This window comes from Mesorhizobium sp. B2-3-2 (assembly GCF_006442295.1).
In the GTDB taxonomy this organism is placed as follows: domain Bacteria; phylum Pseudomonadota; class Alphaproteobacteria; order Rhizobiales; family Rhizobiaceae; genus Mesorhizobium.
Window position 1 is genome coordinate 474,393 of record NZ_VFWA01000002.1, and the last position, 26,672, is coordinate 501,064.

The window sequence follows — 26,672 nt, forward strand, 5'->3', positions numbered from 1 at the left end:
GGTTAAAAAATCTGGTACCGTCATCGACGCGGAATTAGGTTTTGTTAACCATTCCATGGCAGCCTCTGCACCAGGCAATCACTGCTCCGGTCCCGGACGGGTCGCAAGATGGTCCGGCAGCAGAAAAGGGGAATGAAATGCGTGTTCTGCTGATAGAAGATGACAGTGCAACCGCACAAAGCATCGAGCTGATGCTGAAATCGGAAAGCTTCAATGTCTATACGACCGACCTCGGCGAAGAGGGTGTCGATCTGGGCAAGCTCTACGACTACGACATCATCCTTCTCGACCTCAACCTGCCCGATATGTCCGGCTACGAGGTCTTGAGAACGCTTCGTCTTTCCAAGGTCAAGACGCCGATCCTCATCCTTTCCGGCATGGCCGGCATCGAGGACAAGGTGCGCGGCCTCGGCTTCGGCGCAGACGATTACATGACCAAGCCGTTCCACAAGGACGAGCTGGTGGCGCGCATCCATGCCATCGTGCGCCGTTCGAAGGGACATGCCCAATCGGTCATCACCACCGGCGACCTGGTGGTCAATCTCGATGCCAAGACCGTCGAAGTCGGCGGCCAGCGCGTGCACCTTACCGGCAAGGAATACCAGATGCTGGAGCTGCTCTCGCTGCGCAAGGGCACCACGCTCACCAAGGAAATGTTCCTTAACCACCTCTATGGCGGCATGGACGAGCCGGAACTGAAGATCATCGACGTCTTCATCTGCAAGCTGCGCAAGAAGCTCGATGCTGCGTCGGGCGGCCAGAATTATATCGAGACGGTCTGGGGCCGCGGCTATGTGCTGCGCGAACCGGAAGACATCCGCGTCAGCGCCTGAGCGACGGCCGATCGAGATTCCAGACAAAAACCCGGCGACAGCCGGGTTTTTGCGTCACAGACCAGTGGTAACCGTGATCCGATGGATCAGGCAGCGATCTTCAGGGTGCGAAAGCGCTCGAGTAGCTGCGGGCGGTTGAACGGCTTCAACAGATACCCTTGGGCGCCGGCGCGCTTGGCTCGCATGATCGAGGCGATGTCCAGTTCGACCAGCGAGATCAGGATCTGCGGCTTGGTCGGGCTTTCCATGGCGCGCACGCGCCGGATCAGGTCGACCGCCTGTACATCCGGCAGTGCACCGTCGACGACGATGATATCAGGCATATCGGCGGCGCACATCTCCAGCGCGTCAAGCCCGCTGGCGGCTTCGATGACCATCATGTCGGAACCGCCCAGGATGCGCTTCGCAACTTTCCTGATGACGCTAGAATCGTCGACGAACATGCAGCGCTTCATTTCCGGGTCCTCTTTGCCTTGTGGCAATCCGGTCGCGTCGGGTATCTGCGGCACAGCATAGGCCGATCTGGTAAAGAAGCCGAAAAGCCATTAGGTAAAATTTTTGCAAAGATGCCGGTTTGCAAGCTTTTTCTTACAGATGCTTTGGCTCGCGCTGTCAGGCGAAGTTCATCTTTCACCCGCAGGTCCATTCAACCAATATTACAGCGCTGAAATACTTTGCTGCTGGTTTGTGCGAATCTCAGGCCGCCGAAAGCACAATCTCTTCCGCGGTCGCATGGATCGATATGGTCATATTGGCCTCCCGCGCCAGAAGCAGCGTATAGTAAGGCTGCACCGAATGCGCATCGATCGGTTCGTCCGGCTTGTGGCCGGAATGCAGTTCGAGGAATTTCGGCGGCACCCGCAACATGGGGCCGCTCGCCGAAAGCGCGAAGCGAGGCTCGGTCTCGAGATTCTCCAGCGTCACCGAAAGCTTGCCGCCGCGTGGAATGGCGGCGTTGGCGACCAGGATCAGGTTAAGCAGCAGCTTGACCTTGTTCTTGGGCAACAGTGCACGGGTTCCATTCCAGGTGAGTTCCGGCTTCTCGTTCTTGAGGAAGGCGATAGCGACGGCTTCGGCATCGCCGGTGTCGATCAGCATGCCGGCGGAACCAGCCGCGCCGAAGGCGATGCGGGCGAACTGCAGGCGCGCCGAGGCGTTGCGGGCGCTCTGACGGATCAGCTTCATGGCGTCCTCGTCGGCTCCGCCTTCATCGAGCAGTTCAAGCCCGTTGTTGATCGCGCCGACAGGCGAGATGATGTCGTGGCAGACCCGGCTGCACAAAAGTGCCGCCAGATCGGGTGCGGAAAGGGTGAAAAGATCGGACATCGGCGAAAATCCCTGCAAAATCCCATAAATCATGGCCGCGCGATCGATCGTCGCCTGCCCACACGAATCACGCTCTCTTCCCTGGCTTTCTGAATACACAGCGCCCGTGCGTGCAGCAACAAACCCAAAATCGCCGTTGGGGCCTATGGCGCGTTCACGCAGGCTGCTTGCCTGTATGAACGACCCCAACAGCCTTCGAACCGCCATCTTCATGTGCGAGTTTAATGGTTGAAAAAGGATTACGGCATAGTTTGCCCCTAACAGCCATCCTTAACGGCCGCCTAAAGAGCCGTACGGGTGCGAGGCGTCGGCGAAAGTGCTCCCTGACGGAGATTGGAAGCATGTTTTCCCGATTCTACGGCCGGAGTTTTTTCCGTGTCCTCTCAATGGCGATCACGCTCATGGGCGTTCTCGTCTTCTCGACATCGGCCCTGCGGGCCCAGGAGTATACCGCTCAGGAGATTGTCGATTCCGGTCACAAGTTCTTCGGCGCGACATCGGGCGGCCTTGCCACAGTCGTGGAGAAGATTTTTGCTTCCTATGGCTTGCCCAATGGCTATCTGCTTGGCGAGGAGGGATCCGGCGCGCTCATCGGCGGCCTGACCTATGGCGAAGGCACGCTCTACACCAAGAATGCCGGCGACCATAAAGTGTTCTGGCAAGGCCCGTCGCTCGGCTGGGATTTCGGCGGCGAGGGGTCGCGGGTGATGATGCTCGTCTATAATCTCGATGACGTCGGCAATCTCTACAACCGTTATGGCGGCGTCGCCGGTTCGGCCTATGTGGTGGCGGGCGTCGGATTCAACGTGCTGAAGAACAACAATGTGCTGCTGGTGCCGATCCGCACCGGCGTCGGCGCCCGGCTTGGCGTCAATCTCGGCTACCTGAAGCTTACCGAACGGGCGACGTGGAATCCGTTCTGACCCGAGCTCACGACCGGAATGTTGCATACGCTTTCGATGAGAATCCAGATCCGATGACCCACATGCGCCGCGGCGAGCCCTTGCCGCAGCGCCGGATTTCCGTCATGCCAACAGAGTAACGGTCAAAGGTCGCGACCGGCTTTTGATCCTCGCATTGTTGCATGTCGGCGCGCGATAACGGATAGTCACTTGGTTCAGTCGGTCCTGTTCTTTGCTCTCGGCTTTCTCTGCGCCGGCTTTCTGGCGCTGATGGTGGCTCCGGCCATCTGGCGGCGGGCGGTCGCCCTGACGCGCAAACGCATCGAAGCCTCGATCCCGCTGACGCAAGCCGAAATCGGGGCCGACAAGGACCGGATCCGGGCGGAATTCGCCATGGCGACGCGCCGCCTCGAGATGAACGTCAAGGCGCTGCGCGAGAAGTCGACCGAGCAGCTCATCGAGATCAATCGCGGCCGCGAGGCCCTGAAGGGGCTGGCGGTGGAGCGCATGGACAAGAACCAGGTGCTCGATGAACTGGCCGCCAAGAACGCGGCGCTGCACGAGCGCGAGGATGAACTGCACCGGCTGTCCGAGCGGCTCAAGGAGACCGAACGCAAACTGGAGAAACGCGCGCTTGAGCTTGAGAAGCTGGAACGCATGTATGACGACGCCAGCTTCTCCTCCAGCAGCCGTCAGATCGAACTCGTGGCGCGCGAATCCGAGTTGCAGAAGCTAGCCAGCGATATCGCGCTGCTGCGCGGCCAGCGCAAGGAGGCGGACAGGCGCAACCAGGAGATCGCGGCCGAAAGCAAGGCCGCGCGTGAGGCGCTGAAGGCCGAGAGGAAAAAAACCGCCGAACTGGACAAGAAAGTCGAGCGGCTGCTCGCCACGCTTGCCGACCGAGAGGAGAAGCTCGAACGCCGCGAGAAAGATCTGGCGCGGCAGCGCGAAAAAGCGAAGGCCGAGGACGGCGCGTCGGCCTTGCGGTTGATCGGCGGGCAGGTACAGGCGGACAGGCGCGACGACGTCGAAAAGGCGATCGCCAGGCTCGACGCCGACCGTGAGCGACTGGAGGCCAGACTTACGGCACTGGCACGCGAGAACAAGCGGCTGAAGGCGGATCTGTCCGCCGCCGAGGCCGCCAGCCCGCAGGGCGATACACGCCACGCAAGTTCCATGTTGCGCGAACAGATGAATGACCTGGCGGCGGAGGTCGTCAACTTGACAGCCAAGCTCGAAGGGCCGGGGTCGCCGATCGCCAAGGCGCTAGAGGCGCCGCAGGATGCGCGTCCGAACAGCGGCGGCCGCAGCCTTGCCGACCGCGTGCGGGCGTTACAGAAGGCGGCTGCGGCAGATTGAATTCAGGCACCGCCGGCGCAGAAATGATGCAGGGCGATGGCGGACGCCGCCGCTACGTTCAGGCTGTCGAAGCCTTCCGACATCTTGATCCGAACAGTATTGAGACGGGCGAGCAGGCTTTCGGGCAGACCTTGGCCCTCAGTCCCGAGGTAGAGTGCCAGGCGTTCGGCCGGCTTTGCATCGCGTATGTCTGATGTCCCGCGTGGCGACAGCGCAAATTGGGTAAAGCCACGCCGGTCGAGCGTCGCGGCGAACCGCGCGGTGTCGCTGAACGAGGCGAACGGAACCTTCAAGGCCGCGCCGACCGAAACGCGGATCGCCTTGCGATAGAGCGGATCGCAGCAGGTCGCATCCAAAAGGATCGCGTTGGCGCCGAACGCGGCGGCGTTGCGGAAAATCGAGCCCATGTTGTCATGGTTGGCGATGCCCACGAGCACCACGATCAATGCTTGGGCAGGCAAGCCGTCCAGCAGGGCCTCGGCCGGCTGGGGCGCCTCCTTGCGACCAATGGCAAGAATGCCGCGATGCATGTGAAACCCGGCAATGGCATCCATCACAGCTCCGGCGGCGACATAGACCGGCAGGTCAGGAGATGCCTTGTGCAGGATTTCTTCGAGGCCGGCCAACCGGTTCTCCAGAACCAGCACCGATTCGGCGCGGAAGCGCGCGGCCGACAGCAGCATGTCGAGCACGACCTTGCCCTCGGCAATGAAGCGGCCCTGTCGACCGGCGAGGTCACGCTCGCGGATGTCGAGATAGGCGGCGACGCGCAGGTCCCGCGGATCGTCGATGTGGACAAGGATCATCTGAGCCTCGGCTGACAATCGGAATCGGTTGCCAAGAACACGATGCGCGGATGCAGTGTCAAAGTGTATTTTGCGCGCCCAGGATGGACGCACATTGCCGAAGGCCGCCGGTGGCGTAAACGTTTACGCGACCAGCCGTTCAAGTTCCGGCGCGGCGCAGCCTTTGTGCCATCTGGGACAGATCATCCTTGCCGCTGCCGAAAATGCCGTCGAGCGTGGCAAGCAGTTCGCGCACAGCGTCGGATTTGCAGGAGTAGTAGATCATCTGGCGGTCGCGGCGGGTGTCCACAAGGTCCAGCGCCCGCAACTTTGCCAAATGCTGCGACAGGGCGGACTGGCTGAGCATCACCTTCTCGGCGATGGCTCCGACCGACATTTCACCGTCGATGAGATAACTCATGATCAAGAGCCGTTTTTCGTTGCCCATCAGCATCAGAAATTCGGCCGCCGATCCGGCGTTGGCGATTAGCTTTGTCGAGATCATCGATCCCCCATGCTCTTTGCTCATCGAGGCACCATGGGGGCAATGGTGCCTGAATCCATAAATTCAGTTGTGAATGGTCGCCACGAGTCAGCGCCACAGCCAAAGGGTAGAACATTTCGTTCAAATCTCAAGCGTTGCTTTTGATCAAACGTAATTTAAGTGCGGTTATTTGCCGACGTCGCCGCCCGGCCGCTCTTGGCCATATCGACCAAGAGGTGCCTCAACTCGTGCGCCGTGACCAAGGGCCGCGGAAAGAAGACCCTGCTGGCATCGTCGCCGGACGCCAGATCCATGCCGTCGGCGTCGAATCCGGCGATGATCCAGCCGTCACCGGATGCCCTGGCAAAATGACGCGCGTAGAGGGCGACGGCATCGACATGGTCCGCATTCATGTGGTCGATCGCGGATTGCTCGCTGGATGCCAGTTCCTCGACGATCGGCCCGTCGGTGATGAGATCGGTGCGATCGAGCAGGTAGGCCTTGCCGAAGCCGCCGTTCAGGCTGGCGCGCTGCGGTTCGAGACGAAAGATCGAGAAGTCGCCGAGGCCGGCATAGAGGCTGGCCTTCGGGTTGTGGTTGAGATAGCGGCGTTCGGCGCGTGCATGCGCGTCCGATCCGCGCTCGATCCGCGCTGCCCGGCAGATCAGCGTCAACCGGGGATGCGCGAGCGGGTCGCCCTTGCCCGGCTCGCCGAGCAGCAGCGAACAGCGCGGGTCCGCAAGGATGGCGGGCGTATGGGCCGAAAGCTCCGACACCAGGATCAGCGGCGTGCCGTCGATGTCGGTGGCGACACCGACCCGGCTGGCCAGCGGCGAACCCGTTTGCGGCTCCAGCACCGCTAGGGCGCCGAAGCGGGCACAGCGCATGAGCGTCTTGGCCAGCCGGATCGCCTCGGCGTCGGTCTCGCGGATCACGTCCTTCGTTCGATCGGCCAAATGCTCGCCCTGCTAAGTTGATTTATCCATTCCACTTATCAGACGATGGCGCCAGGCTGGCAAGTGCTACTTCGGAGCCATGCGAATGGCACCATCGAGACGAATGGTCTCGCCGTTGAGCATCTGGTTCTCGATGATGTGCAAGGCAAGGGCCGCATATTCCGACGGCTCGCCGAGGCGCGAGGGGAAGGGCACTGCGGCGCCCAGCGAATCCTGCACCTCCTGCGGCATGCCGGCCATCATCGGCGTCCTGAATATGCCGGGTGCGATGGTGCAGACCCGGATGCCGGAACGGGCAAGATCGCGCGCCACCGGCAGCGTCATGCCGACGACCCCGCCCTTTGATGCCGAATAGGCGGCCTGGCCGATCTGGCCGTCATAGGCGGCGACGGATGCGGTGTTGACGACGACGCCGCGCTCGCCGCCCTGCAGCGGCTCGAGCTTTGCGGCGCGGTCGGCGACGAGGCGGATCATGTTGAAAGTGCCGATCAGATTGACTTCGATCACCTTGCGGTACTGATCGAGAGGATGGGGACCATCCTTGCCGATCGTCTTCACCCCGATGGCAATGCCGGCGCAATTGACCAGGATGCGCGGTTCGCCAAGCCTGGCCGTGACCTCGGCAAGCGCGGCAACACCGCTGTCGGCGCTGCCGACATCGCATTGGACAGCGATGCCGCCGATCTCCGCCGCCACCTTGGCCGCCCGATCGTAACCGACATCCAAGATGGCGACGCGGGCGCCCCTGGCGGCCAGCGCGCGCGCCGTCGCCTCGCCAAGGCCGGAGCCGCCGCCGGTAACAACCGCGACCTCGCCGTTCGGATTCATGGCGTCATCCTTTCACATGAGAGTCAGGCGTGGATCAGGCGCGCAATCGGCGGGAATGGTCAAGCCATCGCGGCGAAGTGCTCGGCGACCCTGGCCTGGTCGGCATGGCAGACCTCGCCCGTGAGCCTTGCAACCGCGCCCGGCATGATCTCGTGCGACAGCAGCCTGTCGAGATCGACGGGACGTGGCATCGATATCTGGCCGCGCGGGATCCGCTTGAAGCCGAGCGGTCCATAATAAGGCTCGTCGCCGACCAGCATGACGGCGGGCGCGCGGGCCTTGGCGGCAGCTTCCAGCGCGATCGCCACCAGCCGGCGGCCGATGCCGAGATTCTTGAAGGCCGGCCGCACCGCGAGCGGCCCGAGCATCAGCGCGCGTCCGGCGCCTGCGGCGATGCGGGTCATGCGAACCGATGCTACCACGAGATCGCCGTCCACGGCCACGAAGGACAGCGCGCGTTCATGCCCGCCGGCCTCGCGGATCTTGTAGGCGGCCAGCACAAAACGGCCGGGCCCGAAGGCTTCGTCATTGATGGCTTCGATCTGAGGGTCATGCGCCGGAGTTTCCGGCAGGTATTCTACGTCGGCAAGGCTCATGGTCTTTGCATCCGGTACAGGAGGAAAGGTTTGCTGCAAACGGCAGCATTCGCCAATCAGCGCTTTATCAAGCGTGGGCGCCCTTTCGTCGTCGGTCGAACCGGATCAAAGCAAAATCGAACATGCGGAGTGTCCGCTAGCATCAATTTCCCGCCGCTGCAATCGGCGGTTTGCAAGTAGAGAGCAACGGGCGCCGCGACGTGCTTGACGATCTGTTCAGCGCCCGATGATTCCACGCAACGGCTTGAAGCCCTACATCATGTCTCAGACAGGAAAGGACAAGCGATGGGATTGCTGGTCGAAGGTAAATGGCAGGACCGCTGGTACGACACCAAAGGCAGCGGCGGCAAATTCGTGCGGGCGCAGTCGCAATGGCGCGACTGGATCACTCGTGACGGGGCGCCTGCCGAAGGCCGCGGCCGCGGCTTCAAGGCGGAGCCCGGTCGCTATCACCTCTATGTCTCGCTTGCCTGCCCCTGGGCGCACCGAACGCTGATCTTCCGAGCGCTGAAGAAGCTTGAAGGCATCATCTCCGTGTCCGTCGTCCATCATTTCATGGGCGCCGATGGCTGGACGTTCCTGGCGCAGGACGGAGCCACAGGTGACACGCTCTACGGCCTGGATTTCCTGCACCAGATCTACACCAGAGCCGACCCCAACTATTCCGGCCGGGTTACAGTACCGGTGCTATGGGATAAAAAGGATGAGACCATCGTCTCCAACGAATCCTCTGAAATCATCCGGATGCTGAATTCAGCTTTCGATGCTTGGGGTGACCCCAATCTCGACTTCTATCCGCAGGCGCTACGCGGCGAGATCGACGCGGTCAATGCGCTGGTTTATCCCGCCATCAACAACGGTGTCTATCGCGCTGGCTTCGCCACCACGCAGGCCGCCTACGAGCAAGCGTTCGGGGAGTTGTTCGCCGCGCTCGACACGCTGGAGCATCGGCTGTCGAACCAGCGCTATCTCGTCGGCGGGCGGATCACCGAAGCCGACTGGCGGCTGTTCACCACGCTGGTGCGCTTCGATCCGGTCTATGTCGGCCATTTCAAATGCAATCGGCGCCGCATCGCCGACTATCCGAACCTATCGAACTATCTACGCGATCTTTACCAGGTGCCGGGCGTAGCCGGCACGGTGAACCTCAATCATATCAAGTCGCACTATTACGGCAGCCACGAAATGATCAACCCGACGCGCATCGTGCCTGTGGGACCGGAACTTGATTACGGCGCGCGGCATGACAGGGCACGGTTCGCCAAGGCGGCTGCCTGAACTACCAGTAGGGTGACGGCGGCTTCCCGCCCAAAACCTCGGCGATGCGCCGGAGCGTTGCCGGCGTCGTGCCCTGCGGCAAACGGTCGAGGGGAAAGAAACCGGCCTCGGCGATCTCGCGGTCCGGCAGTTTCGGGGCCGTCTGGCTGAATTTTTCGATCAAATACAAGCCGACATGGTCGCGGCGGCTGGCGCGGCGGTTGAAATGCATCGAGCGCAGCACCGGCGGAGCGGTCAGCGTGATATTGCCCTCTTCCGCCAGTTCGCGCGTCAGCGCTTCGGCCATCGTCTCGCCGATCTCGACTCCGCCACCGGGAAGCTGCCAGCCCGGCACATAGGTGTGGCGGATGAGGAAGAGGGAGTTGGATGCCGTTTCGTGGATGAGCCCGCGCACGCCAAGCGTCATTGGCCGCCGCAGCACGAAGTAGAGATGGAACAGCCTGGCTCGCAGTCCCGGCCAGCCGGTCTGGCGCAAAGTGCTCTCGGGATCGGTCGTCATCAGTCGCGAAACCGTGGGTGGAAAGCCGCGTGCGCGTCGCCTATGAAGGAGAAATGTTCAGGCTCGCGCATATTTCCGATATCCATTTGGGGCCACTCCCTGAAGTAACCTATCGCGATCTCGCCTCCAAGCGGGTGCTGGGCTACGTCAACTGGCAGCGCAACCGCCGCCGGCACATGCACGATGCCGTCATCGACACCATCGTGGCCGATATCAAGGCCAGCGCGCCCGATCACCTCGCGGTCACCGGGGACCTCGTCAACCTGGCACTCGACGGCGAGATCGAGATGGCCAAGCACTGGCTGGAGACGCTCGGCTCGCCGCATGACGTGTCGGTAGTCCCGGGAAATCATGACGCCTATGTGCCTGGCGCCTTCGACAAGGTGTGCCGGTCCTGGGCGGCATGGATGACGGGCGACGGCGTCAACAGTCCGGTCGATCGCAATTCGTTTCCCTATCTGCGCGTGCGCGGCAATGTCGCGTTGATCGGCATCACCACGGCGCGCGCCACGGCACCCTTTATGGCCAATGGCTTCTTCATGGAAGGCCAGGCCGAGCGGCTGCGCAAAATGCTTGATGCGACGGCGAAGCAAGGATTGTTCCGTGCGATCATGATCCATCATCCGCCGGTGCGGGGCGCCGTCCCGCAGCACAAGCGGCTGTTCGGCATCGCCCGCTTCCATAAAATCATTCGCCGGCACGGTGCCGAGCTCGTCCTGCATGGCCATTCACATCTGCCGTCGCTGTTTCAGATCGGCCCGCGCGACGCCAAGGTCCCGGTGGTCGGCGTCGCCGCGGCCGGCCAGGCCCCCGGCGGCAAGGCTCCGGCGGCGCAGTACAATCTGTTCGACATAGACGGTGAAAAAGGCGATTGGCGCATCCGCCTGACGCGGCGCGGCTTGACCGGGCCGGCGATACCGCCTTCGGATATGCAGACGCTGGAGCTCGGGGCGCAACCGGCTATGGCCGCAAGCTGAGCCCCAGCGCCACGATACGGTCCCAGAACAGCACGATCGAAACCGCCAGTCCCACCAGCGCGCCTGCGGCGATCAGGCCAAGACCGGACAGGACGGCCGACCAGCCCTTGTTGCGCGGCGGCGATCGCAAAGGAGGCTCGGCTTCCGGCACCACGTGCCGCTTCATGCCGGGAACGGCAGCCTCGACGCCACCTTCCATCATTCTCTGGCGTTCGACGATCCGCTCGGCGACATAGCGCGTCACGGAATCGGCAACCGGCTTCATGTCGCTCGATTCAGCCAGCACCACGCGACCGATGCGGGTGTCCTTCAGAAACCTGTAGGTGCGGCGGTCGCGCCCCATGGCGACATGGCTGACGGCGTCGATCCACAGGCGCGGCTGCAGGCCGGACGAGACGACGAAGTCGAAACTGTCCATGTCGGCGGGAACGTCGGCAAAAACGGGCGCGAGTTCTGCGGCAAGAAGGTCGAGCCGCATGCGATGTGCCTCGCGCATGTCGACGACGACGTCGTCGCGATCGGCAAAGGCATTCTTTACATCGCGAATGGCATCGGACAATTTTCTCGACGGGTCGATGATCTTTTCGCCTGCATCCTTCATGGGCGTGGCCTCGCGGGTTTGGTTAACATGGAGTTAACACAGCCGCCGGCAAAATGCACTGGCGAGATCAAGGCATCCGGGCACCGGCGCAGGCGGCGCATACCGCGAAGAAGTCAGCTGGCCGCGGCGGACAGTTTCACCCGATGCGGCCCGACGCGGCGATTGCTGTTGCGGCGAATGATTTCGGCGATCAGGTCGGGCGCTTCCTCGGCCAGCATATGGCCGGCCTCCAGCACATGGTGCACATGGAAGCGCTCCGGCGGGTCATCCACCTGGGTAAAGGGTAGAACGGCGTCGTCCGATCCCCACGCCACCATCACCGGCATGTTCAGCGCATCGAGCCGCTCGCGTGGGATGACGCCCTGTCGATCGCCCCTGGTCATGGCGGCCGCGATCTCGACGAGCTTTTCCGTTTGTCCGGGGCGGTCGCGCATTTCGCACAGCAATTCGGCCATGCGACGCGAGGGCGCGGCTCGAGGGCCCGACATTGCGGCGAGGCAGGCCTGGACTTCGGCCAGGTCCTGTGCGCGGGCAAAGCGGCGCAACAAGGGCCCATTGATTTCGGGGCCAAAACCGCCCGGCGCCAGAAGCGTCAGCGAGGCGACTTTTGCCGGCTCCGCCAACGCCATCAGCGCTGCAACCGCTCCGCCCATCGAATGGCCGACGAGGTGGACGCGCTTGATCGCGCGTGCGGAGAGGTCGGCAAGGATGGCGTTTGCCGCGATCTTGGCCGGTCCAGCCGACGGAAAGTCGAGCGACAGGCCGTGTCCCGGCAGATCATAGGCCAATGTGCGTACGGAAGGTGGCAGCAAGGAGATCACCTCGCGCCAGACATCGTGGCTGCCGCCAAAACCATGCAGCAGGACGATGGTCTTCGAACCAACACCTCGTTCGTCGGCATAAAGTGATGAAGTCATGAAAGGTTGAGGCTTTATTCAAGAAGGCGCGATGGAAATGTGGCTGAATTGCTCCTAGTCCAGAGCATTCGCCAGTAAAATTTTCGCGATTAGGCGATTGGCCGAACAGCGAGCCGGCTGCTGGCGGATGCCGCTCCCAAAAGCGACCTCGATTTGGGCGAACGACACGCGAGACAAGAGACCTAAGGCGTGTCGCATGAATCCGTTTCGACGCGAAACGCTTTTAGGGGTCTTTCAGGATTCGATGGAATCGCCGTCTGCTTGAAGTCTTTGCCTTTTACGCAACTCCGGAAGGGAAACCGGCACTCGCTGCCCTGGAATGGCTCTAGCTCGCGTTGAAGAGCCCGGCGGCACGCAAGGCGTCGACGAGCCGCTCGGTCAGATCGGCGGGATATTTTCTGTCGATGAAGGTTGCGCGCGGATTGGCGGCGAATTTCGGAAACTCGGTTATCAGCTCATCAAGCAGCCTGCGTGCCTGTTTGTCTCGACCACTGATCTTGGCGCCGATCAGACGGGCGGCGAGATAGTGCGATTTCGCCGCAGTGGTTCTCAGAGCGCTGCTGGCTATCGCTGCCTTGCTGGTATCGCCCAGCATTAATTCTCCGGCGAAAAGCCCAAAGTCCCACCAGGTCGGGTGGCCGCTCGAGGCATCCACGGCGTGCGCCAGAAGAGGTGTTCCTTCGGCGTACCGGCCGGCGAAAACCAGCCCGTAGCCATAGGCGGCGGCCATGGCGAGATCGTAGGGGTTGAGATCATGGGCCTTGCGCATCCATCGCAGGGCCTCGTCGGCGTTGCCGAGGCGTGAATTGATGTAGCCGTAGGAGCGATGTGCGTACGGGCTGGTCGGCCCCATCTGCACGGCGCGATGGGCAAACGTCATCGCCTTCTCGATCGTTGCGTCCGGTGGGTAGGCATAGTGGTCGGTCACGGCCTCCAAATGCAATGAGGCGAGTTCCGAATAAACCAGCGACGATTTCGCGCCACTGTTGGCAAGGGCTTCGAGGCAACGATAGGCCGTCTCGTGAGTCCTGGCGTTCTGGTCGAGATAGTATTTGTCGTTAAGCAGCAGGCACTGCGTCAGGCCGGTCTCCGCGCCGGACTGCTCAATGTAATTGTAGATGGTGCCAGAAGCGGGAAGTGCCGCGCTGAGAATGCCGGATATGCGATCCTCGACCACGGTTGGCGCACTGTCGGCGGCGGTCAGGTTGCGCGACAACAGCACCCGTCCGGACGCCAAGCTTTGCAGTTCGATTGTAACGTCGCCCGCGTCTGGTCCAGGCAGGATATCGAAAATGAAACTCGTCGCATCGGCGACCGGATCGGCCTTGTTGACGGTGTTGCGACCGATGAAGTCGATCGTATCAAAGCCGCTCAGGCCGGCACGCAGCGATGCGGCGACGCGACTGGCGTTGGGAGTGTTGGACTTGAGGGCGATGTAGACGAGCGGCAGCGCTTCGACCATGGGCGACGGCGTGATGCTGCCGGTTTCGCCGGCGGTCTCCAACGTTGCTGGGATGTCGCCTCCCGCCAGCAAGGCACCGCCGCCCTGGCGCAGGATCAGAACGCCCAACATGGCGATAACCACGGCGATCGCCATCCAGAAGAACCTGAGATGGCGTGTCACAGAGAGGCCCGCCGCAGGAACCTGGCCGAGCAAGGCCGCCATGGGTGCGGCGTCACCCGCGGCACCGGACTGTTCGGGCAGGGTGGCTGTCGGCTCTGCCTGACTGACGGTTTCCGCTGCTTGCGGCAAGCGGATCGCATTGAGTTCGTAGGCCGGGACGTAGCCGCCGCGCGGAATGGCTATGCGGACCGGCTCGGCAATGCCTTCATTGGCGAAATAATGTTGCAGCAACTCACGCAGCCGGCCCGCCTGCACCCGCACGACGGCATCGGTGGACGAATCGAAATCGCCGTCCTTGCCGAAAACATCCATGGCGATGGAAAAGCCCTTGAGTCTGTCGGCTTCCCCGGCCTGCTCGCGCTCGACGAGATAGCGAAGCAGTTTGCGCGCGCGTTCGGATCTTCCGAACGTTTCGCTGGCAAGCAGTCGCTCCAGTGTATCGCGCACTGCGGGGGCGGCAGGCGTGGCATGCTGCAAGTGTCGATCCTCTCGAAGTCGGCACAGGTTGAGGCGCGATCATATCGTTACCGCACCACCGTACAAGCATACACATATTATGCGATCGCGTACCACACCGGATAATTTCCCGGTGGTTAATGACACAGAGGTCGGGACCAATCGCCAGATGACGATGGTCCCGATGTCGTTCCGGGCCTGTATCAACCGGCTCTTTTGCCGATAATCCGGTTGGCGGCGGACACCACGGCCTCCAGCGAGGCAGCGACGATATTGGTGTTGATGCCGGCGCCGAAGAGCTTGCCGTCGGGATATTCCATCTCGACGTAGGAAATTGCCGAGGCGTTCGAACCGCGCTGCATCGAGTGCTCGGAATAGTCGAGCACCGACATATCGACGCCGACATGGCGCGACAGCGCATCGACGAAGCCGTCGATCGGGCCTGTGCCTGTGCCTGATATCGTCATCTCCTTGCCGTTGTCGAGAATGACCGCCTCGACAACGCGTCGGCCCTTTACCTCGGTGTCCGGATAGGTGTGGTGATCGAGGAATTTCAGCCTGGCGCCCGGCTGGTCGACATAGGTATCGAGGAAGCGCTCATAGATGCGCCTGGCCGGCACTTCCTTGCCTTCGGCATCGGTGATCGCCTGGATTGCCTGGCTGAACTCGATCTGCAGGTTGCGCGGCAGGTTGAGCCCGTAATCCGCCTGCAGCACATAGGCGATGCCGCCCTTGCCGGACTGCGAGTTGATGCGGATGATGGCTTCGTAGCTGCGGCCGACGTCGGCCGGGTCGATCGGCAGATAGGGAACCTCCCACACTGGCGTGTTGGCCTTCTTCAGCGCCTTCATACCCTTGTTGATGGCATCCTGGTGCGAGCCGGAAAAGGCGGTGTAGACGAGTTCGCCCACATAGGGATGGCGCTCGGGAATCTTCAGCTGGTTCGAATATTCGTAGACATCCTTCATCCGGTTGATATCGGAGCAGTCCAGCTCCGGATCGACGCCTTGCGTGTACATGTTGAGCGCCAGCGTGACGATGTCGACATTGCCGGTGCGCTCGCCATTGCCGAACAGCGTGCCTTCGACGCGATCGGCTCCGGCCATCAGGCCGAGCTCGGTGGTGGCGATGCCGGTGCCACGGTCATTATGCGGGTGCAGCGAAATGATCAGGTTCTCGCGTCTGTCGAGATTGCGGCACATCCACTCGATGCGGTCGGCATAGATATTGGGCGTCGACATCTCGACGGTCGACGGCAGGTTGATGATGAGCTTGTTGTCAGGCGTCGGCTTCACGATCTCGGTGACCGCGTTGCAGATCTCCAGCGCCACTTCGAGCTCGGTGCCGGTGAAGCTTTCGGGCGAATATTCGAAACGGTAGCCGCCGCCGGCATTGGCTGCCATGTCGGTGATCATCTTGGCGGCATCGGTGGCGATCCGCTTGATGCCGGCGACGTCCTTCTCGAAGACGACGCGGCGCTGCAGCTCGCTGGTCGAATTGTAGAAATGCACGATCGGGTTGGTGGCGCCTCTGAGCGCTTCGAAGGTGCGGGTGATCAGTTCGGGCCGGCACTGCACCAGAACCTGAAGCGAAACGTCGGCCGGTACGCTGCCCTCTTCGATACACCAGCGGGCGAAGTCGAAATCGGTCTGCGAGGCCGAAGGGAAGCCGATCTCGATCTCCTTGAAACCCATGTCGAGCAGCAGCGCGAACATGCGCGCCTTGCGTTCGTGGCCCATCGGGTCGATCAGCGCCTGGTTGCCGTCACGCAGGTCGACCGAGCACCAGATGGGCGCCTTGTCGATCACTTTCGAGGGCCAGGTCCGGTCGGTGAGGCCGACGATTGGGTAGGGTTGGTACTTGCGGGCGGCATCCGGCATGCCGCCGTTCTGCTGGCCCGCCGGGGCCTCGCTTACGCGGATTTCTTCTCGTGCGTTCATCGTCGTTTCTCCCGGCGACCCTCGAATCCGCCTTCAGACGGATGGGTGGCGAGTGGCGCCTTTTACCAGTTTTTCGTTCGCTTGATGTGACTGCCAAGGAGCATGCGCTTGCGCGGCGGCTCGACCGCCGGGCGCTCCTTCAGCGAACCCGGCGATCGCCGATAAGGCCGAGAAGAAGCAGCGTCGAGGCAAGCGCGCGCACGGTCTCGCCGGCAAAGCCGGTCTGACGGGAAGCGGTGGTGGCGCGCGTGTTCATGGCGGTTTCATACAGGAGCGGCCAGCCGGAGGCAAGCAGTACCGAGAGCCATGCCGACAGCCGGGAGCGTGCCGGACCATGTCCCGCCTGACGGTATATAATATGACTTATGTATTCAAGTTTCTGTGGAAACTTCGGAACGTCTATGGCATGCCGCTGCCGGCGCGGCCGTCTTGCGGCCTATTGCTTCAAACCGTTTCGAAGGACGCGAACGATGGACCAACTGCGAGCGCAAACCCGGATCAGCAATGCGGCGATCAGGTCGGTGATGGACCGGCTGCGCACCGAGCACAGCGAATTCGAGGTCGAGACCGGTGTTGCCGATCGATGGGAACTTCGCCTGTACTACGGTTCGCTGAGCGCGGCACTCGAGGGCGACTCCATGCTGATCCGCGTCTCGGCTATAGACGAAACCTGCCTCTCCTACATGAAGATGACGGTCGCCGGCCACGTCGCGCAGCATCTCGGAACGACGAGCGGACTGCGCTGGCAAGGCGATGGCCGCGACACCGGCACTCCGATCTTCTTCCGCGAAATCACGGTGGTCTCCTCAACGCGGATTTCTCCGCACATGCAGCGCTTGCGCTTTGCAGGCGATGATCTTGGGCGGTTTACCCATGGCGGCCTGCACATCCGGCTGCTGCTGCCGCCGCGAGGCAGGCCGCCCGTTTGGCCCTCGATGGGCGCCGACGGCCTGCTTGTGTGGCCTGCCGGTGAGGATGCGCTCACCGTGCGCATCTACACGATCCGGGCGGTGGATCCGACTAGCGGTTGGCTCGATGTCGACTTCGTGCTGCACCCCGGCCATGACACGCCCGCCGCCACATTCGCGCAGAACGCGGTGGCGGGAGACGTCATCGGCATGGTCGGACCAAGCGGCGGCGAGACGCCGACGGCGCAAACCCTGCTGCTGGTCGGCGACGACACCGCGCTGCCGGCAATTGGCCGGATTCTGGAGGAACTGCGGCCGTCAACCCGCGTCGAGGCGCTCATAGAGGTCGACGGCCCGGACGACCGCATCGCGCTGGCGCAAGGCGACAACATCGACATCACCTGGCTTTACCGGCACGACCGCCCGGCCGGCACCGCCGGCCTGCTGACGGCCGCCCTGCGCGAGCGCAGCCACATGACGCTTGCCGATAGCCTCTACGTCTGGGCCGGATGCGAGTTCACCGACTTCCGGGAGATCCGCAAGATCGTGCGCAAGGAGTGGGGCCTGGGCCGCGATCGGCACCTGGTAACGGCCTATTGGCGTCGCGACGCGCAGGCCGAGGGCGACGAGGATTAGGAATCCATAAGTGTGCCGGCAGCCGGAGCGGAGCAACCTATTCCTTCACCGTGCGCGCCACCAGCCGCGCGATGCTCGGGCCGACAAGCAGCACGATCAGGAAACGCGCCGACTGGAGCGCCATGATGAAGGAGATGTCGACGTTCTGGGCGGCGGCGGCGATGATGGCGACGCTGTCCATGCCGCCGGGACTGGTGGCGAGATAGGCGGTCAGCGGATCGATGCCGAGCAGATGGCTGATCATGAAGGCGAGGCCGCCGCAAAAGGCGATCAGAGCCACGATCGAAGCGACGATCTGCGGCAGGGCCCGTGTCGCATGGCGCAGGATCGGCCTGGTGAAGTTCAGCCCGATCGACCATCCGACCATGGCGTAACTGACAGCCAGCAGCCATGGCGGCAATTGCATCGGTACGCCGAGGCCAAGGTGGATCACCGCGCCGAAGATGAAGGTGCCCAGAAAGAAGGGCGAAGGCAGCCGGCAAAGCTTTCCCGCCAGCCCGCCGACCAGCGCGATGCCGATGGTTGCGGCGAAGGCCTGGGCGTCGAGCGGCGGAAACCAGACGATAGGCGGCACCTCGATGCCCGACGTGTCAACCCACATCTTGGCCACGAGCGCCGCCGTCATCGAGACGAAGATGACGCGCAGATACTGCATGAAGGCGACGAGGCGCTGGTCGGCGCCGAAGGCGCCGGCCATCAGCACCATTGCGGTGGCCGCGCCTGGGGAGGATCCCCAGACGGCGGTCGTGCCGGGCAGGATGCGCCAGCGGCTGATCAGCCAGCCGAGCAGGCTGGACGCCGCGACAGTGGCTGTCACGGCGCCGAGGAAGAGCGGCCATTCGGCGTAGAAGACGCGAAAAATGTCGGCCGAGATCGAAGCGGCGATAAGGCAGCCGACGATTGCCTGGGCGGAGCCGAACAGAAGCCGCGGCACGCGCACCGTGGCGCCGTTGGTGCCGGCGACGATGGCCGCCAGCATCGGCCCGATCAGCAGCGCCGCCGGCAGGGCGGCCAGTTCGAGCGCGCCGGCAAACAGAACGGAGATGACGAGGAGGGCCAGCCACTGCCAGGGTTTGCGCATGCGCGCCATGCGTTCGACGGCCGGTTGGCCCGGAGATGGCTGCTTGGGCGAGGAATCCATGTTCTGGTCTTAGACTCGAAGCGGCACGATGCAACCCTGCGACGCCAAAAGCTGTGACACTCGTGGCTGGTTTTACTGGGGCGTCCCAGTCAAAGCCTTCGAACAGGACCTGGACCGCTGGCGACAAGATCGTCCATCGTCAGGAAGGTAATGCCGTCCACCATTGCCTGGGCGATCAGGATTCGATCAAAGGAATCTTTGGGCCATGGCTCCGATTGTCGTTATCGGGTCGCCCATCCGGTCAGCCGGTTGTGGTGTCCGCCAATCCGAAGCCGCCGACGGGATTGGTTTCCACCTGGAACTCGAAGCCGGCGATGAAAGGCCGCGCCTTGGCGATAGCCGCCTGGACTTCGGGAAGCTGCAGTGAAGCTTTGTGGCTTGCCTGGTCAGTCCACACTTCTGTGACCCAGATGGCATCGGCATCGGCCGGGTCGGTGGCAACGATATAGCTCAGGCAGCCGGGCAGGGCGCCGGTGCTGGCGCGCAGGACGTCCATGACAGCGTCGCGCTGGCCGCGGGCCGCTCGCATCTTGCCGATCAGACCGTACATCCCTTCGTCTCCCTTCAGCGTTTTCGACAAGAGTATGCCGTTCGCCAGTATGCAGGTCGCGGCTCAAGGCATCAACTGGCCACCATTCACCTCGATCACCTGGCCGGTAATGTAGCCGCTCAACAAATCGGAAGAGAGGAACAGATAAGCACCGACGCAATCTTCAGCCGTGCCGGCGCGTCCTTGCGGAATGGTGGCAACCATACCCCTGATCTGCTCTTCGGTGGAATAGCGTTCGTGGAACGGCGTGAGGATGGTGCCGGGTGCAACCGCGTTGACGCGAATGCCGAAGCCGATCAGTTCCTTGGCCATGCCGCGCGTGACGTTGGAGACGAAGGCCTTGGCCGAACCGTAGAGCCCGGCGCCGCCGCCGGCGCCGTTGCGCGCTGCGATCGAGGAGGTGTTGACGATGAAGCCGCCCTGTCTCTTCAGCCACGGCATCGCCTTGCGTGAGGCGGTCAGCACCGAACGCGCGTTGAGATCCATCACCGCGTCGTAATGCGCCTCTGTCTGTTCGGCGTAGGGCACGCGGCCGAGCATGCCGCCGGCATTGTTGACCAACCCGTCGAGACGGCCGAAATGCTGCGCGCTGTCCTCGACGGCACGCTCGACGTCGGCGGCCAGGGAAAAATCGCCCTGGACGAGAAACACCTCGCCGCCATTGTCGCGGATGGCCCTGCCAAGTTTCTCGGCGGCGTCACGGCTGGAATTGTAGTGCAGTGCGACGAGACATTTCTGCGCCGCATAGGCCAAGGCGAGTGCCGCGCCAATGCCGGTCGAGGCACCGGTGACCAGCACCGCCTTGCCGGCGAGATCGGGAATGACAAGCCCAAGGGGAATGGTCGTCGCTGGCACTGTCGTTCCTCCGGGTTTTTCGTGGGTCTTGCCACCCTTGCATTCAAGTCCATGCAGCTTCAAGGCCTGAGATAGGCATAGCCCCGGCTTTGCAGTTCGGCGAGCTTGACGACACCGCCATTGTCAGCCGCATGAAACCCGTCGAGCAGGTCGGCGAGGGAAATGTCCATGCCGTGCATGGTGTTGGCGCAGGCATGCGGATCTAGCCCTTGCTGGACGAGACCGGTGAAACGACCGGAGATCGCCGCCGATACCCCCTTCGACTTGAAACCGGCAAGAGCCGGACCATGGACGACCAGCGCGATATCGACATTGCCGCCGGTGCCTTCGTAATGGTTCTTGATGTTGCCGAGCACAAAATTGACCTTGTCGAGGTCGCTGAGATGGTAGGCGACCTTCAATCTCGTAGGCTCGGTGGTCGCGACTTGCGCCGCCCGGAGCCCAATCAGCGTGCCGGCTCCGGCGAGAATCGCGCGGAACATGTCGCGTCGGCGCATGACAATAGTCTCCCGGTTGACAGATGGCCGCGAATTGCGTGGCCGCGGCGCCGAGTGTAGCATGAATTGACGTTGCGTCCTGCCGATGCGGAGGGGTCACATGGCGTTCGAACAGAGACTGGCAAGCGTCCTGTCCGGAGCGGCTTTGTTAACTCTGCTGGGCGCGACGGCTTTCGCCGACGAGGCCGCCAAGCTCACCGAACTCAGTCCCAACGGTCAGGACGCCTGTTTCGGCCGCATCTACGATGCCAAGCACCTCAAGGCGCATCCGGAGCAGAAGGTGGCGCGGATCTTCTTCTACTATGGCCATGATCCGGTCAGCAGGCCGAACGAGGAACCGGCCGCGAATGCCGACACGTCCTACAATGGCTTCGTCACCACCACGGTGCGTGGCGCCCAGGCTCCGGAATGGGCCGGCGGCTGGTGCAATCACCAATCCGAGGAGGGCACGCCAGGCCTGATCCACTGCGGCATGGAATGCGACCGCACGCTGGCGTCGCTGAAGGTCGACGACGAAGGCCGGCTGATCCTGTCGGACCTGCAGCCCGATATCTATCTCGATGCCGGTTCGGAAGAGGAACTCGGCACCACTGAATACAACAGGCAGGCGCTCGGCTCGCAGGACGACAAGTTCCGCCTCGACCCCATGCCGGCCGCGACCTGCAAGGCGGAATTCGCCCGCATCGACCCGATCGATCCGGCGCTCGGGCCCCCGCTGCGCGAGCGGCTGAAGCCGGACCAGGCTTTCTGCTACGGCCGCGACTACGATGCCGCGCATTTCGGCTCGCATCCTGACCAGGTGACGCAGTCGATCCGCGTGTTCCGTGGGCCGGTCGAACTGGCTTCCTTCGCGGCGGGCGGCGACCTTCCCAATTGGCCTGACGGCGCCGAAATCGCCGTTTCGGTCACGACGCGACAAAAGTCGGGCAAGGTCACGCAGGCCTATTCCTGCCAGGGCGAGGCCGACCAGTGGCGCTGCGCGGCGAGCTCGAAGGTGAGCGATTTTGCCTGCGACATCGCGCAGAAGGAAATCTTCCTCAAGCGCGGCGCCAACGGCACGATGATGCTGGCCAATCCCAATAACAGCCTGCCCATCCTTGACCTGTGTTCGACCGCGGCCAACGGCAAGACGACGTCCGACGACAAGGTCTACCGGCTGCAGCCGATGCCGCAATCAGCCTGCGCGCCGTAAGCGCCCCCGAAGTCGAGAAGCTTCGGCTAATTTTCCAAGGTCGTGACGGGAAACCACCTCACGCGAACGGCACCGCCGTCGTGCCCTTTGGCAGCTTGGCTTCATCATCGGGCTCGACATGGATGGTGACGCGCACGGAAGGGATTTCCGCCTGCAGCGCATCCTCGATGCGGTCGCAGATGACATGGCTGGCGCCGACCGACATGTCGGCATCGACGACCAGATGGAATTCGATGAAGGTGGCGCGGCCGGCGATGCGTGTCTTGAGGTCGTGCACCTCGAGCGCGCCTTTGCAATTGGCCGAAATGATGTCGCGGATGCGCATGTGCTCCTGGGTATCGACGGCGCGGTCCATCAGCCCGTTCATCGACGAGCCGATAACATGCCAGCCCTGCCAAAGAATGTTTAGCGCGACGATCACGGCCAGCGCCGGATCGAGGATCTGCCATCCGGTCAGCACCGCGCCGACCAGGCCGGCGAAGACGCCGACCGAGGTCACGACGTCGGTCATGATGTGCTGGCCGTCGGCGACCAGTGCCGGCGATCTTGCGTTGCGCCCTGTACGGATCAGCGCCCAGGCCCAGAAGGCGTTTATGACCGTCGCCACACCGTTGACGGCGAGGCCTTTCCACGGCTGCTGGAGCGGGACGGGATTGAGCCAGGATTGCCAGACCTCGTTCAGGATCAAGAGTGCCGCTACCACGATCAGCACGCCCTCCAGGACGGCCGAGAAATACTCGGCCTTGTGGTGGCCGAACGGATGGTCCTGGTCGGCTGGCTTGTAGCTCACCTGGATCGCCCAGAACGCGGCGGCCGAGGCGATGACGTTGACGATCGATTCCAGCGCGTCCGAATAGAGTGCGACGGAACCGGTAATGTACCAGGCGGCAAGCTTGAGTGCGAGCACCACACAAGCGACGACGATCGACCAGAAGGCAAGTTTTGCGACCTTGCGCCTGGTCGCGGCCTTCGCCGCGACCGCCATCGTGTCCCGCGTTTCGACCATCGTCTCTAGGCGGCCTTGTCCTTGGCCTTGCGCGGCAGGTGGGCGACGATGTTCTCGATGATGCGCATGCCGGCATTGTGGCCGAGCGTCATGATCGATTCCGGATGAAATTGCACCGCGGCGATCGGCTCCTTGCGGTGCTCGAAGGCCATGATGACGCCGTCTTCGGTCTCGGCGGTGACCACGAAATCGTCAGGTAGCCGCACCGGATCGGCGAAGATCGAATGGTAACGGCCGACGGTGACTTCCTTGGGCAGGCCGGAGAAGATGATGCCGGGCTTGGAGACGCGAATGCGCGACGGCTTGCCGTGCATGGGAATGTGCAATTGGCGCAATTCGCCGCCATAGGCCTCGGCCAGCGCCTGCAGGCCGAGGCAGACGCCGAAGATCGGCAGCTCGCGGGCGCGCGCTCGTGCGATGGTGGCGGCGCAGTCGAAATCCTTTGGCGTGCCGGGACCGGGCGACAGCACGACGAGATCCGGCTTCAGCCGGTCGAAAACTTCTTCCGGCACCGGGGTGCGCACGGTCGAGACATTGGCGCCGGTCTGGCGGAAGTAATTGGCCAGCGTGTGGACGAAGCTGTCTTCATGGTCGACGAGCAGGATGTTGACGCCGTCGCCGACGCGCGCGGTGGTGCGCTCGGTGCTGGCGGCATTGCCCGTCTTGGCGTCGCGGATGGCGGAGAGCATGGCGGATGCCTTCAGTTCGGTTTCGGCTTCTTCTTCCTCGGGAATGCTGTCGAACAATAATGTGGCGCCGGCACGCACCTCGGCAATGCCGTCCTTGATGCGGATGGTGCGCAGTGTCAGGCCGGTGTTCATGTCGCCGTTGAAATTGACCATGCCGATGGCGCCGCCATACCAGGCGCGCGGGCTCTTCTCGTTCTGCTCGATGAAGCGCATGGCCCATAGTTTCGGCGCGCCGGTAACGGTCACCGCCCAGGCGTGCGAAAGAAACGCATCGAAGGCGTCCATGCCTTCGCGCAGGCGGCCCTCGATATGGTCCACCGTGTGGATAAGCCGCGAATACATCTCGATCTGGCGGCGGCCAATGACGCGCACCGAACCTGGTTCGCAGACGCGCGACTTGTCGTTGCGATCGACATCCGAGCACATGGTCAGCTCGGATTCGTCCTTCTTGGAATTGAGCAGTTTCAGGATCTGCTCGCTATCCGAAATGGCGTCGTCGCCACGCTTGATCGTGCCCGAGATCGGGCAGGTCTCGACACGACGGCCGTTGACGCGCACGAACATTTCGGGCGAAGCGCCGATCAGGTATTCGCCTTCGCCCAGATTGATGAAGAAGGAATAGGGCGAGGGGTTGATCGACTTCAGCTTGCGCGAAATTTCGGAGGGTTGGGTCTCGCAGCGTTCGTAGAACATCTGCCCGGGTACGACCTCGAACAGGTCACCGCGCTTGAAGCTGTCCATCGCGCGGCGCACAAGATTGGCGTATTCGCCGGGTTCATGGTCGCCGCGCGGCGGGATGCGGTCGGCGGTCTTGAACGGCTCGGCGATCTCGTCGCGCGGCAGGCCTTCGGTCGAAAAACCCTTGCCGGCGTAGTCATATCGATCGGTCCAGGCCTTGGCCGAATAATGATCGACGACCAGGATCTCGTCGGGCAGGAACAGCACGAGATCGCGCTGGCTTTGCTTGCGTTCGAGCTTGTAGTCGACTGGGTCGAACTGGAAGGCGAGATCGTAGCCGAAGGCGCCGTAAAGGCCGAGATTGGCGTCTTCGGCGGTCTTGAACAAGGCGGTGATGGCGCGCAGCACCGTGAAAACGGAAGGAACGCGGCTGCGCTCTTCCTCGGTGAAGACACGGCCCGGCTTGGCGACGTCGAGGCGGATCAGCTTTTTCGACGCCTCGGCGATCGCGATCTCGGCGATATCGCCGAGCGTCTTGACGATGACCGGCAGAAGCACCTCGCCCCGCCGGTTCAGCGCCTCGATGCGCATGGACCGTCCACGCGCCGAGATCACCAGGGGCGGGTCGATGATAGCGGTGTCCCAACGCGTATAGCGGCCGGGATATTCATAGTTCGAAGAGAACACCGCGCCCCGGCGCGCATTCAGCCCGTCGACATAGGCGTCGATGGCGCCTTCATAAGGCCGGTCGTGGCGCTCGCGGGTGATGGTGATGCCACCCCCGGTCACAAAACTCTCTGCGCCGTTGTCCAGAACCTTCATCGTCATTGCCGTCTCCATCAGCTTCTTGGGCAACGGACCCGGGAATGGCTTTGGAAAAAACAAATGGCCGCCCGGACATTCCGCTGCGGCCACCTTCTCTTTTCACGCGCACGCGTTCGAACAGGCCGCTGTCAGCAGGCCCACCACCAAACGGTCTTGATCGAACGCATGTTCATGGCGATTCCCATAGCGGCGATTGAGCGACCACGCAACTGGATTCGATGGAGGCTCAATCTTCCAGGGTGCCGGACCTTGCGTCGGCGCTCTTCCTGTCGCCCACCAGTTTCAACAGATCCTCGCCGGCGCGGATGATGCGGCGCGAGCGCCGGGTCAGGACGATGCCGGCCTGCGGTGCGAACACCTCGGTGCGGCCATCAGCTTCGCCCGGTGCGTGGACGATGACGGCAAGCCGCGTGTCCTTGGCCACGCGGTCGCCGGGCTCCACGTCGTAAAGCACGGCACCCGCCCGGGGCGCCGGCATCATGTCGATGTTTTCGAGCGGTGCGACAACCCCGGTGAAGGCACCGGGTGAGGGCAGGGCCGGGTCGGCGACCACGCCGCGCGCCACCAGCAGCCGGTAGAGCCCCGCGGCGTCGGACGCAGCGAACGCGCCATCGACATCGAGGATGCCGCGATATTCGACCGTGGTGACGACGCGCCGGTCGAGCTTCGCCACATCGGCGGGAACGTTCCGGTAGGGCATGATCGAGGCCCCCTCGAAAGTGCCGTCCGTGTCTTCACTCCACAGCACCACCGCCTCGACGCCCATGGCGGCGGCGCAGTCGGCCATTGCCGGCCACAGGCTGCTGTGGATGTAGAGATAGGCAAGGCCTTCGTCGTCGCAGTGCAGGTCGAGCACGATATCGTGGCCGAGCGAAAGCTGCACCAGTCTCGTCTTCAGCCTTTGGTCGGGCGTGCCATGCGCGGTGTCGGGCAAGAGTGCCGCGTCGGGCGCGGCGAGCAGCGGAAAACCGCGGTTGAAGTTGGTGCGCGTGCCCAGATGAAAACGGCCTTGATGTTCGCCGAAATGATACTGGGCGCGGCCGATCGGATTGGCCCAAGGCACGATGGTGATGTCGCCCTTGATGCGCCCCTCCGCCTCGGCCCTGGCCAGCATTGGCATCAGCGCGTCAATGGCGACGACTCCAGGCAGTTCGCCGGCATGGAGTGCCGCCTGCAGATAGGCCGAGGGCGCGGATTCGTCCGTTCCAGCGAAGCGAAACAGGGGGAATTCGTAGGAAACGCCTTCGCTGTCGCCAGCTATGCGTTCGATCGATTTCTGCATGGGTCTTTCTCCGTCGAGAGGCGAGAAGGACATGCCTCTTCGACGGTGCGCT

General features: G+C 62.9%; 26 protein-coding genes. 7 read left to right on the plus strand and 19 right to left on the minus strand.

The genetic code is table 11. From position 1 onward, the window contains the following. Positions 1–137 precede the first annotated feature (137 nt). Complete coding sequence (gene ctrA / locus FJ964_RS07535) at positions 138–833, plus strand: cell cycle two-component system response regulator CtrA (RefSeq protein WP_006203583.1); 696 nt, start codon at positions 138–140, stop codon at positions 831–833. Positions 834–919: 86 nt separating this feature from the next. Here the strand turns inward: ctrA and FJ964_RS07540 are convergent, their stop codons facing one another. Beyond that, positions 920–1,288: a response regulator gene (locus FJ964_RS07540; protein ID WP_140496100.1), complete on the minus strand. Its 369-nt coding sequence runs from the start codon at positions 1,286–1,288 to the stop codon at positions 920–922. 241 nt (positions 1,289–1,529) lie between these two features. Then, positions 1,530–2,159: a histidine phosphotransferase family protein gene (locus FJ964_RS07545; protein ID WP_140549798.1), complete on the minus strand. Its 630-nt coding sequence runs from the start codon at positions 2,157–2,159 to the stop codon at positions 1,530–1,532. Positions 2,160–2,545: 386 nt separating this feature from the next. On the opposite strand from FJ964_RS07545, the gene FJ964_RS07550 reads away from it, so the two are divergent. Continuing rightward, positions 2,546–3,082 carry an EipA family protein gene (locus FJ964_RS07550; protein ID WP_224518884.1) on the plus strand — a complete coding sequence of 179 codons (537 nt, stop codon included), beginning with the start codon at positions 2,546–2,548 and terminating at the stop codon, positions 3,080–3,082. 189 nt (positions 3,083–3,271) lie between these two features. After that, positions 3,272–4,420, plus strand: coding sequence for a hypothetical protein (locus tag FJ964_RS07555; protein WP_140549800.1), 1,149 nt, complete (start codon positions 3,272–3,274; stop codon positions 4,418–4,420). A 2-nt stretch (positions 4,421–4,422) separates the two neighbouring features. Here the strand turns inward: FJ964_RS07555 and FJ964_RS07560 are convergent, their stop codons facing one another. The 5 genes from FJ964_RS07560 to FJ964_RS07580 all read right to left on the minus strand — a co-directional run bounded on the left by FJ964_RS07560 (position 4,423) and on the right by FJ964_RS07580 (position 8,069). After that, entirely contained in the window at positions 4,423–5,226 is an 804-nt protein-coding gene (locus FJ964_RS07560) for an RNA methyltransferase (RefSeq protein WP_140549801.1), read from the minus strand. Positions 5,227–5,365: 139 nt separating this feature from the next. Further along, positions 5,366–5,710 carry a metalloregulator ArsR/SmtB family transcription factor gene (locus FJ964_RS07565; RefSeq protein ID WP_140496438.1) on the minus strand — a complete coding sequence of 115 codons (345 nt, stop codon included), beginning with the start codon at positions 5,708–5,710 and terminating at the stop codon, positions 5,366–5,368. A gap of 155 nt (positions 5,711–5,865) precedes the next feature. After that, entirely contained in the window at positions 5,866–6,645 is a 780-nt protein-coding gene (locus FJ964_RS07570) for a HugZ family protein (protein ID WP_140549802.1), read from the minus strand. 66 nt (positions 6,646–6,711) lie between these two features. After that, on the minus strand, positions 6,712–7,473 hold the full coding sequence (locus FJ964_RS07575; protein ID WP_140549803.1) for a 3-hydroxyacyl-CoA dehydrogenase: 762 nt from the start codon (positions 7,471–7,473) through the stop codon (positions 6,712–6,714). Positions 7,474–7,532: 59 nt separating this feature from the next. Further along, positions 7,533–8,069 (minus strand): N-acetyltransferase, encoded by a 537-nt coding sequence (locus tag FJ964_RS07580; protein WP_140549804.1) that lies wholly within the window; start codon positions 8,067–8,069, stop codon positions 7,533–7,535. A gap of 285 nt (positions 8,070–8,354) precedes the next feature. Between FJ964_RS07580 and FJ964_RS07585 the strand changes: the two genes are divergently transcribed. Then, positions 8,355–9,347: a glutathione S-transferase family protein gene (locus tag FJ964_RS07585; RefSeq protein WP_140549805.1), complete on the plus strand. Its 993-nt coding sequence runs from the start codon at positions 8,355–8,357 to the stop codon at positions 9,345–9,347. 1 nt (position 9,348) lies between these two features. Here FJ964_RS07585 and FJ964_RS07590 read toward each other — a convergent pair whose 3' ends face one another. Beyond that, the gene (locus tag FJ964_RS07590) at positions 9,349–9,846 is read right to left on the minus strand and encodes an NUDIX domain-containing protein (protein ID WP_140549806.1); all 498 of its coding nucleotides are present in this window, start codon (positions 9,844–9,846) and stop codon (positions 9,349–9,351) included. Between the two features lie 53 nt (positions 9,847–9,899). Between FJ964_RS07590 and FJ964_RS07595 the strand changes: the two genes are divergently transcribed. After that, positions 9,900–10,823: a metallophosphoesterase gene (locus FJ964_RS07595; protein ID WP_140550007.1), complete on the plus strand. Its 924-nt coding sequence runs from the start codon at positions 9,900–9,902 to the stop codon at positions 10,821–10,823. On the opposite strand, the gene FJ964_RS07600 is transcribed toward FJ964_RS07595, so the two are convergent. The 4 genes from FJ964_RS07600 to leuA all read right to left on the minus strand — a co-directional run bounded on the left by FJ964_RS07600 (position 10,807) and on the right by leuA (position 16,361). After that, complete coding sequence (locus FJ964_RS07600; RefSeq protein WP_140549807.1) at positions 10,807–11,424, minus strand: hypothetical protein; 618 nt, start codon at positions 11,422–11,424, stop codon at positions 10,807–10,809. The genes FJ964_RS07595 and FJ964_RS07600 overlap by 17 nt on opposite strands. Positions 11,425–11,537: 113 nt before the next feature. Then, entirely contained in the window at positions 11,538–12,341 is an 804-nt protein-coding gene (locus FJ964_RS07605) for an alpha/beta fold hydrolase (RefSeq protein ID WP_140549808.1), read from the minus strand. A 325-nt stretch (positions 12,342–12,666) separates the two neighbouring features. Further along, positions 12,667–14,442 carry a hypothetical protein gene (locus tag FJ964_RS07610; protein WP_140549809.1) on the minus strand — a complete coding sequence of 592 codons (1,776 nt, stop codon included), beginning with the start codon at positions 14,440–14,442 and terminating at the stop codon, positions 12,667–12,669. A 182-nt stretch (positions 14,443–14,624) separates the two neighbouring features. After that, positions 14,625–16,361, minus strand: a complete 1,737-nt coding sequence (gene leuA / locus FJ964_RS07615; protein ID WP_140549810.1) for a 2-isopropylmalate synthase — start codon at positions 16,359–16,361, stop codon at positions 14,625–14,627. Positions 16,362–16,831: 470 nt separating this feature from the next. On the opposite strand from leuA, the gene FJ964_RS07625 reads away from it, so the two are divergent. After that, entirely contained in the window at positions 16,832–17,905 is a 1,074-nt protein-coding gene (locus FJ964_RS07625; RefSeq protein WP_140549811.1) for a siderophore-interacting protein, read from the plus strand. A 37-nt stretch (positions 17,906–17,942) separates the two neighbouring features. Here FJ964_RS07625 and FJ964_RS07630 read toward each other — a convergent pair whose 3' ends face one another. From FJ964_RS07630 to FJ964_RS07645, 4 genes are all read right to left on the minus strand, one after another. After that, on the minus strand, positions 17,943–19,046 hold the full coding sequence (locus FJ964_RS07630) for an AbrB family transcriptional regulator (protein ID WP_140549812.1): 1,104 nt from the start codon (positions 19,044–19,046) through the stop codon (positions 17,943–17,945). Between the two features lie 241 nt (positions 19,047–19,287). Beyond that, on the minus strand, positions 19,288–19,596 hold the full coding sequence (locus tag FJ964_RS07635; RefSeq protein ID WP_140549813.1) for a putative quinol monooxygenase: 309 nt from the start codon (positions 19,594–19,596) through the stop codon (positions 19,288–19,290). Positions 19,597–19,659: 63 nt separating this feature from the next. Next, positions 19,660–20,451: an SDR family oxidoreductase gene (locus FJ964_RS07640; protein ID WP_140549814.1), complete on the minus strand. Its 792-nt coding sequence runs from the start codon at positions 20,449–20,451 to the stop codon at positions 19,660–19,662. A gap of 59 nt (positions 20,452–20,510) precedes the next feature. Further along, positions 20,511–20,948: a DsrE family protein gene (locus tag FJ964_RS07645; protein WP_140549815.1), complete on the minus strand. Its 438-nt coding sequence runs from the start codon at positions 20,946–20,948 to the stop codon at positions 20,511–20,513. A gap of 100 nt (positions 20,949–21,048) precedes the next feature. Between FJ964_RS07645 and FJ964_RS07650 the strand changes: the two genes are divergently transcribed. Then, positions 21,049–22,140, plus strand: coding sequence for a hypothetical protein (locus tag FJ964_RS07650; RefSeq protein WP_140549816.1), 1,092 nt, complete (start codon positions 21,049–21,051; stop codon positions 22,138–22,140). A 58-nt stretch (positions 22,141–22,198) separates the two neighbouring features. Here the strand turns inward: FJ964_RS07650 and FJ964_RS07655 are convergent, their stop codons facing one another. From FJ964_RS07655 to FJ964_RS07665, 3 genes are all read right to left on the minus strand, one after another. After that, on the minus strand, positions 22,199–23,146 hold the full coding sequence (locus FJ964_RS07655; protein WP_140549817.1) for a cation diffusion facilitator family transporter: 948 nt from the start codon (positions 23,144–23,146) through the stop codon (positions 22,199–22,201). A gap of 5 nt (positions 23,147–23,151) precedes the next feature. After that, positions 23,152–25,341, minus strand: a complete 2,190-nt coding sequence (locus FJ964_RS07660; protein ID WP_140549818.1) for an anthranilate synthase — start codon at positions 25,339–25,341, stop codon at positions 23,152–23,154. A 223-nt stretch (positions 25,342–25,564) separates the two neighbouring features. Next, positions 25,565–26,620 (minus strand): succinylglutamate desuccinylase/aspartoacylase family protein, encoded by a 1,056-nt coding sequence (locus FJ964_RS07665; RefSeq protein WP_140549819.1) that lies wholly within the window; start codon positions 26,618–26,620, stop codon positions 25,565–25,567. Positions 26,621–26,672: the final 52 nt, after the last annotated feature.

Bases quoted from the DNA above. Each gene is read 5' to 3' on its own strand.
- ctrA (WP_006203583.1), top strand. From the start codon at position 138: ATGCGTGTTCTGCTGATAGAAGATGACAGTGCAACCGCACAAAGCATC.
- FJ964_RS07540 (WP_140496100.1), bottom strand. From the start codon at position 1,288: ATGAAGCGCTGCATGTTCGTCGACGATTCTAGCGTCATCAGGAAAGTT.
- FJ964_RS07545 (WP_140549798.1), bottom strand. From the start codon at position 2,159: ATGTCCGATCTTTTCACCCTTTCCGCACCCGATCTGGCGGCACTTTTG.
- FJ964_RS07550 (WP_224518884.1), top strand. From the start codon at position 2,546: ATGGCGATCACGCTCATGGGCGTTCTCGTCTTCTCGACATCGGCCCTG.
- FJ964_RS07560 (WP_140549801.1), bottom strand. From the start codon at position 5,226: ATGATCCTTGTCCACATCGACGATCCGCGGGACCTGCGCGTCGCCGCC.
- FJ964_RS07565 (WP_140496438.1), bottom strand. From the start codon at position 5,710: ATGATCTCGACAAAGCTAATCGCCAACGCCGGATCGGCGGCCGAATTT.
- FJ964_RS07575 (WP_140549803.1), bottom strand. From the start codon at position 7,473: ATGAATCCGAACGGCGAGGTCGCGGTTGTTACCGGCGGCGGCTCCGGC.
- FJ964_RS07580 (WP_140549804.1), bottom strand. From the start codon at position 8,069: ATGAGCCTTGCCGACGTAGAATACCTGCCGGAAACTCCGGCGCATGAC.
- FJ964_RS07585 (WP_140549805.1), top strand. From the start codon at position 8,355: ATGGGATTGCTGGTCGAAGGTAAATGGCAGGACCGCTGGTACGACACC.
- FJ964_RS07590 (WP_140549806.1), bottom strand. From the start codon at position 9,846: ATGACGACCGATCCCGAGAGCACTTTGCGCCAGACCGGCTGGCCGGGA.
- FJ964_RS07595 (WP_140550007.1), top strand. From the start codon at position 9,900: ATGTTCAGGCTCGCGCATATTTCCGATATCCATTTGGGGCCACTCCCT.
- FJ964_RS07600 (WP_140549807.1), bottom strand. From the start codon at position 11,424: ATGAAGGATGCAGGCGAAAAGATCATCGACCCGTCGAGAAAATTGTCC.
- FJ964_RS07605 (WP_140549808.1), bottom strand. From the start codon at position 12,341: ATGACTTCATCACTTTATGCCGACGAACGAGGTGTTGGTTCGAAGACC.
- leuA (WP_140549810.1), bottom strand. From the start codon at position 16,361: ATGAACGCACGAGAAGAAATCCGCGTAAGCGAGGCCCCGGCGGGCCAG.
- FJ964_RS07625 (WP_140549811.1), top strand. From the start codon at position 16,832: ATGGACCAACTGCGAGCGCAAACCCGGATCAGCAATGCGGCGATCAGG.
- FJ964_RS07630 (WP_140549812.1), bottom strand. From the start codon at position 19,046: ATGGATTCCTCGCCCAAGCAGCCATCTCCGGGCCAACCGGCCGTCGAA.
- FJ964_RS07635 (WP_140549813.1), bottom strand. From the start codon at position 19,596: ATGTACGGTCTGATCGGCAAGATGCGAGCGGCCCGCGGCCAGCGCGAC.
- FJ964_RS07645 (WP_140549815.1), bottom strand. From the start codon at position 20,948: ATGCGCCGACGCGACATGTTCCGCGCGATTCTCGCCGGAGCCGGCACG.
- FJ964_RS07650 (WP_140549816.1), top strand. From the start codon at position 21,049: ATGGCGTTCGAACAGAGACTGGCAAGCGTCCTGTCCGGAGCGGCTTTG.
- FJ964_RS07655 (WP_140549817.1), bottom strand. From the start codon at position 23,146: ATGGTCGAAACGCGGGACACGATGGCGGTCGCGGCGAAGGCCGCGACC.
- FJ964_RS07660 (WP_140549818.1), bottom strand. From the start codon at position 25,341: ATGACGATGAAGGTTCTGGACAACGGCGCAGAGAGTTTTGTGACCGGG.
- FJ964_RS07665 (WP_140549819.1), bottom strand. From the start codon at position 26,620: ATGCAGAAATCGATCGAACGCATAGCTGGCGACAGCGAAGGCGTTTCC.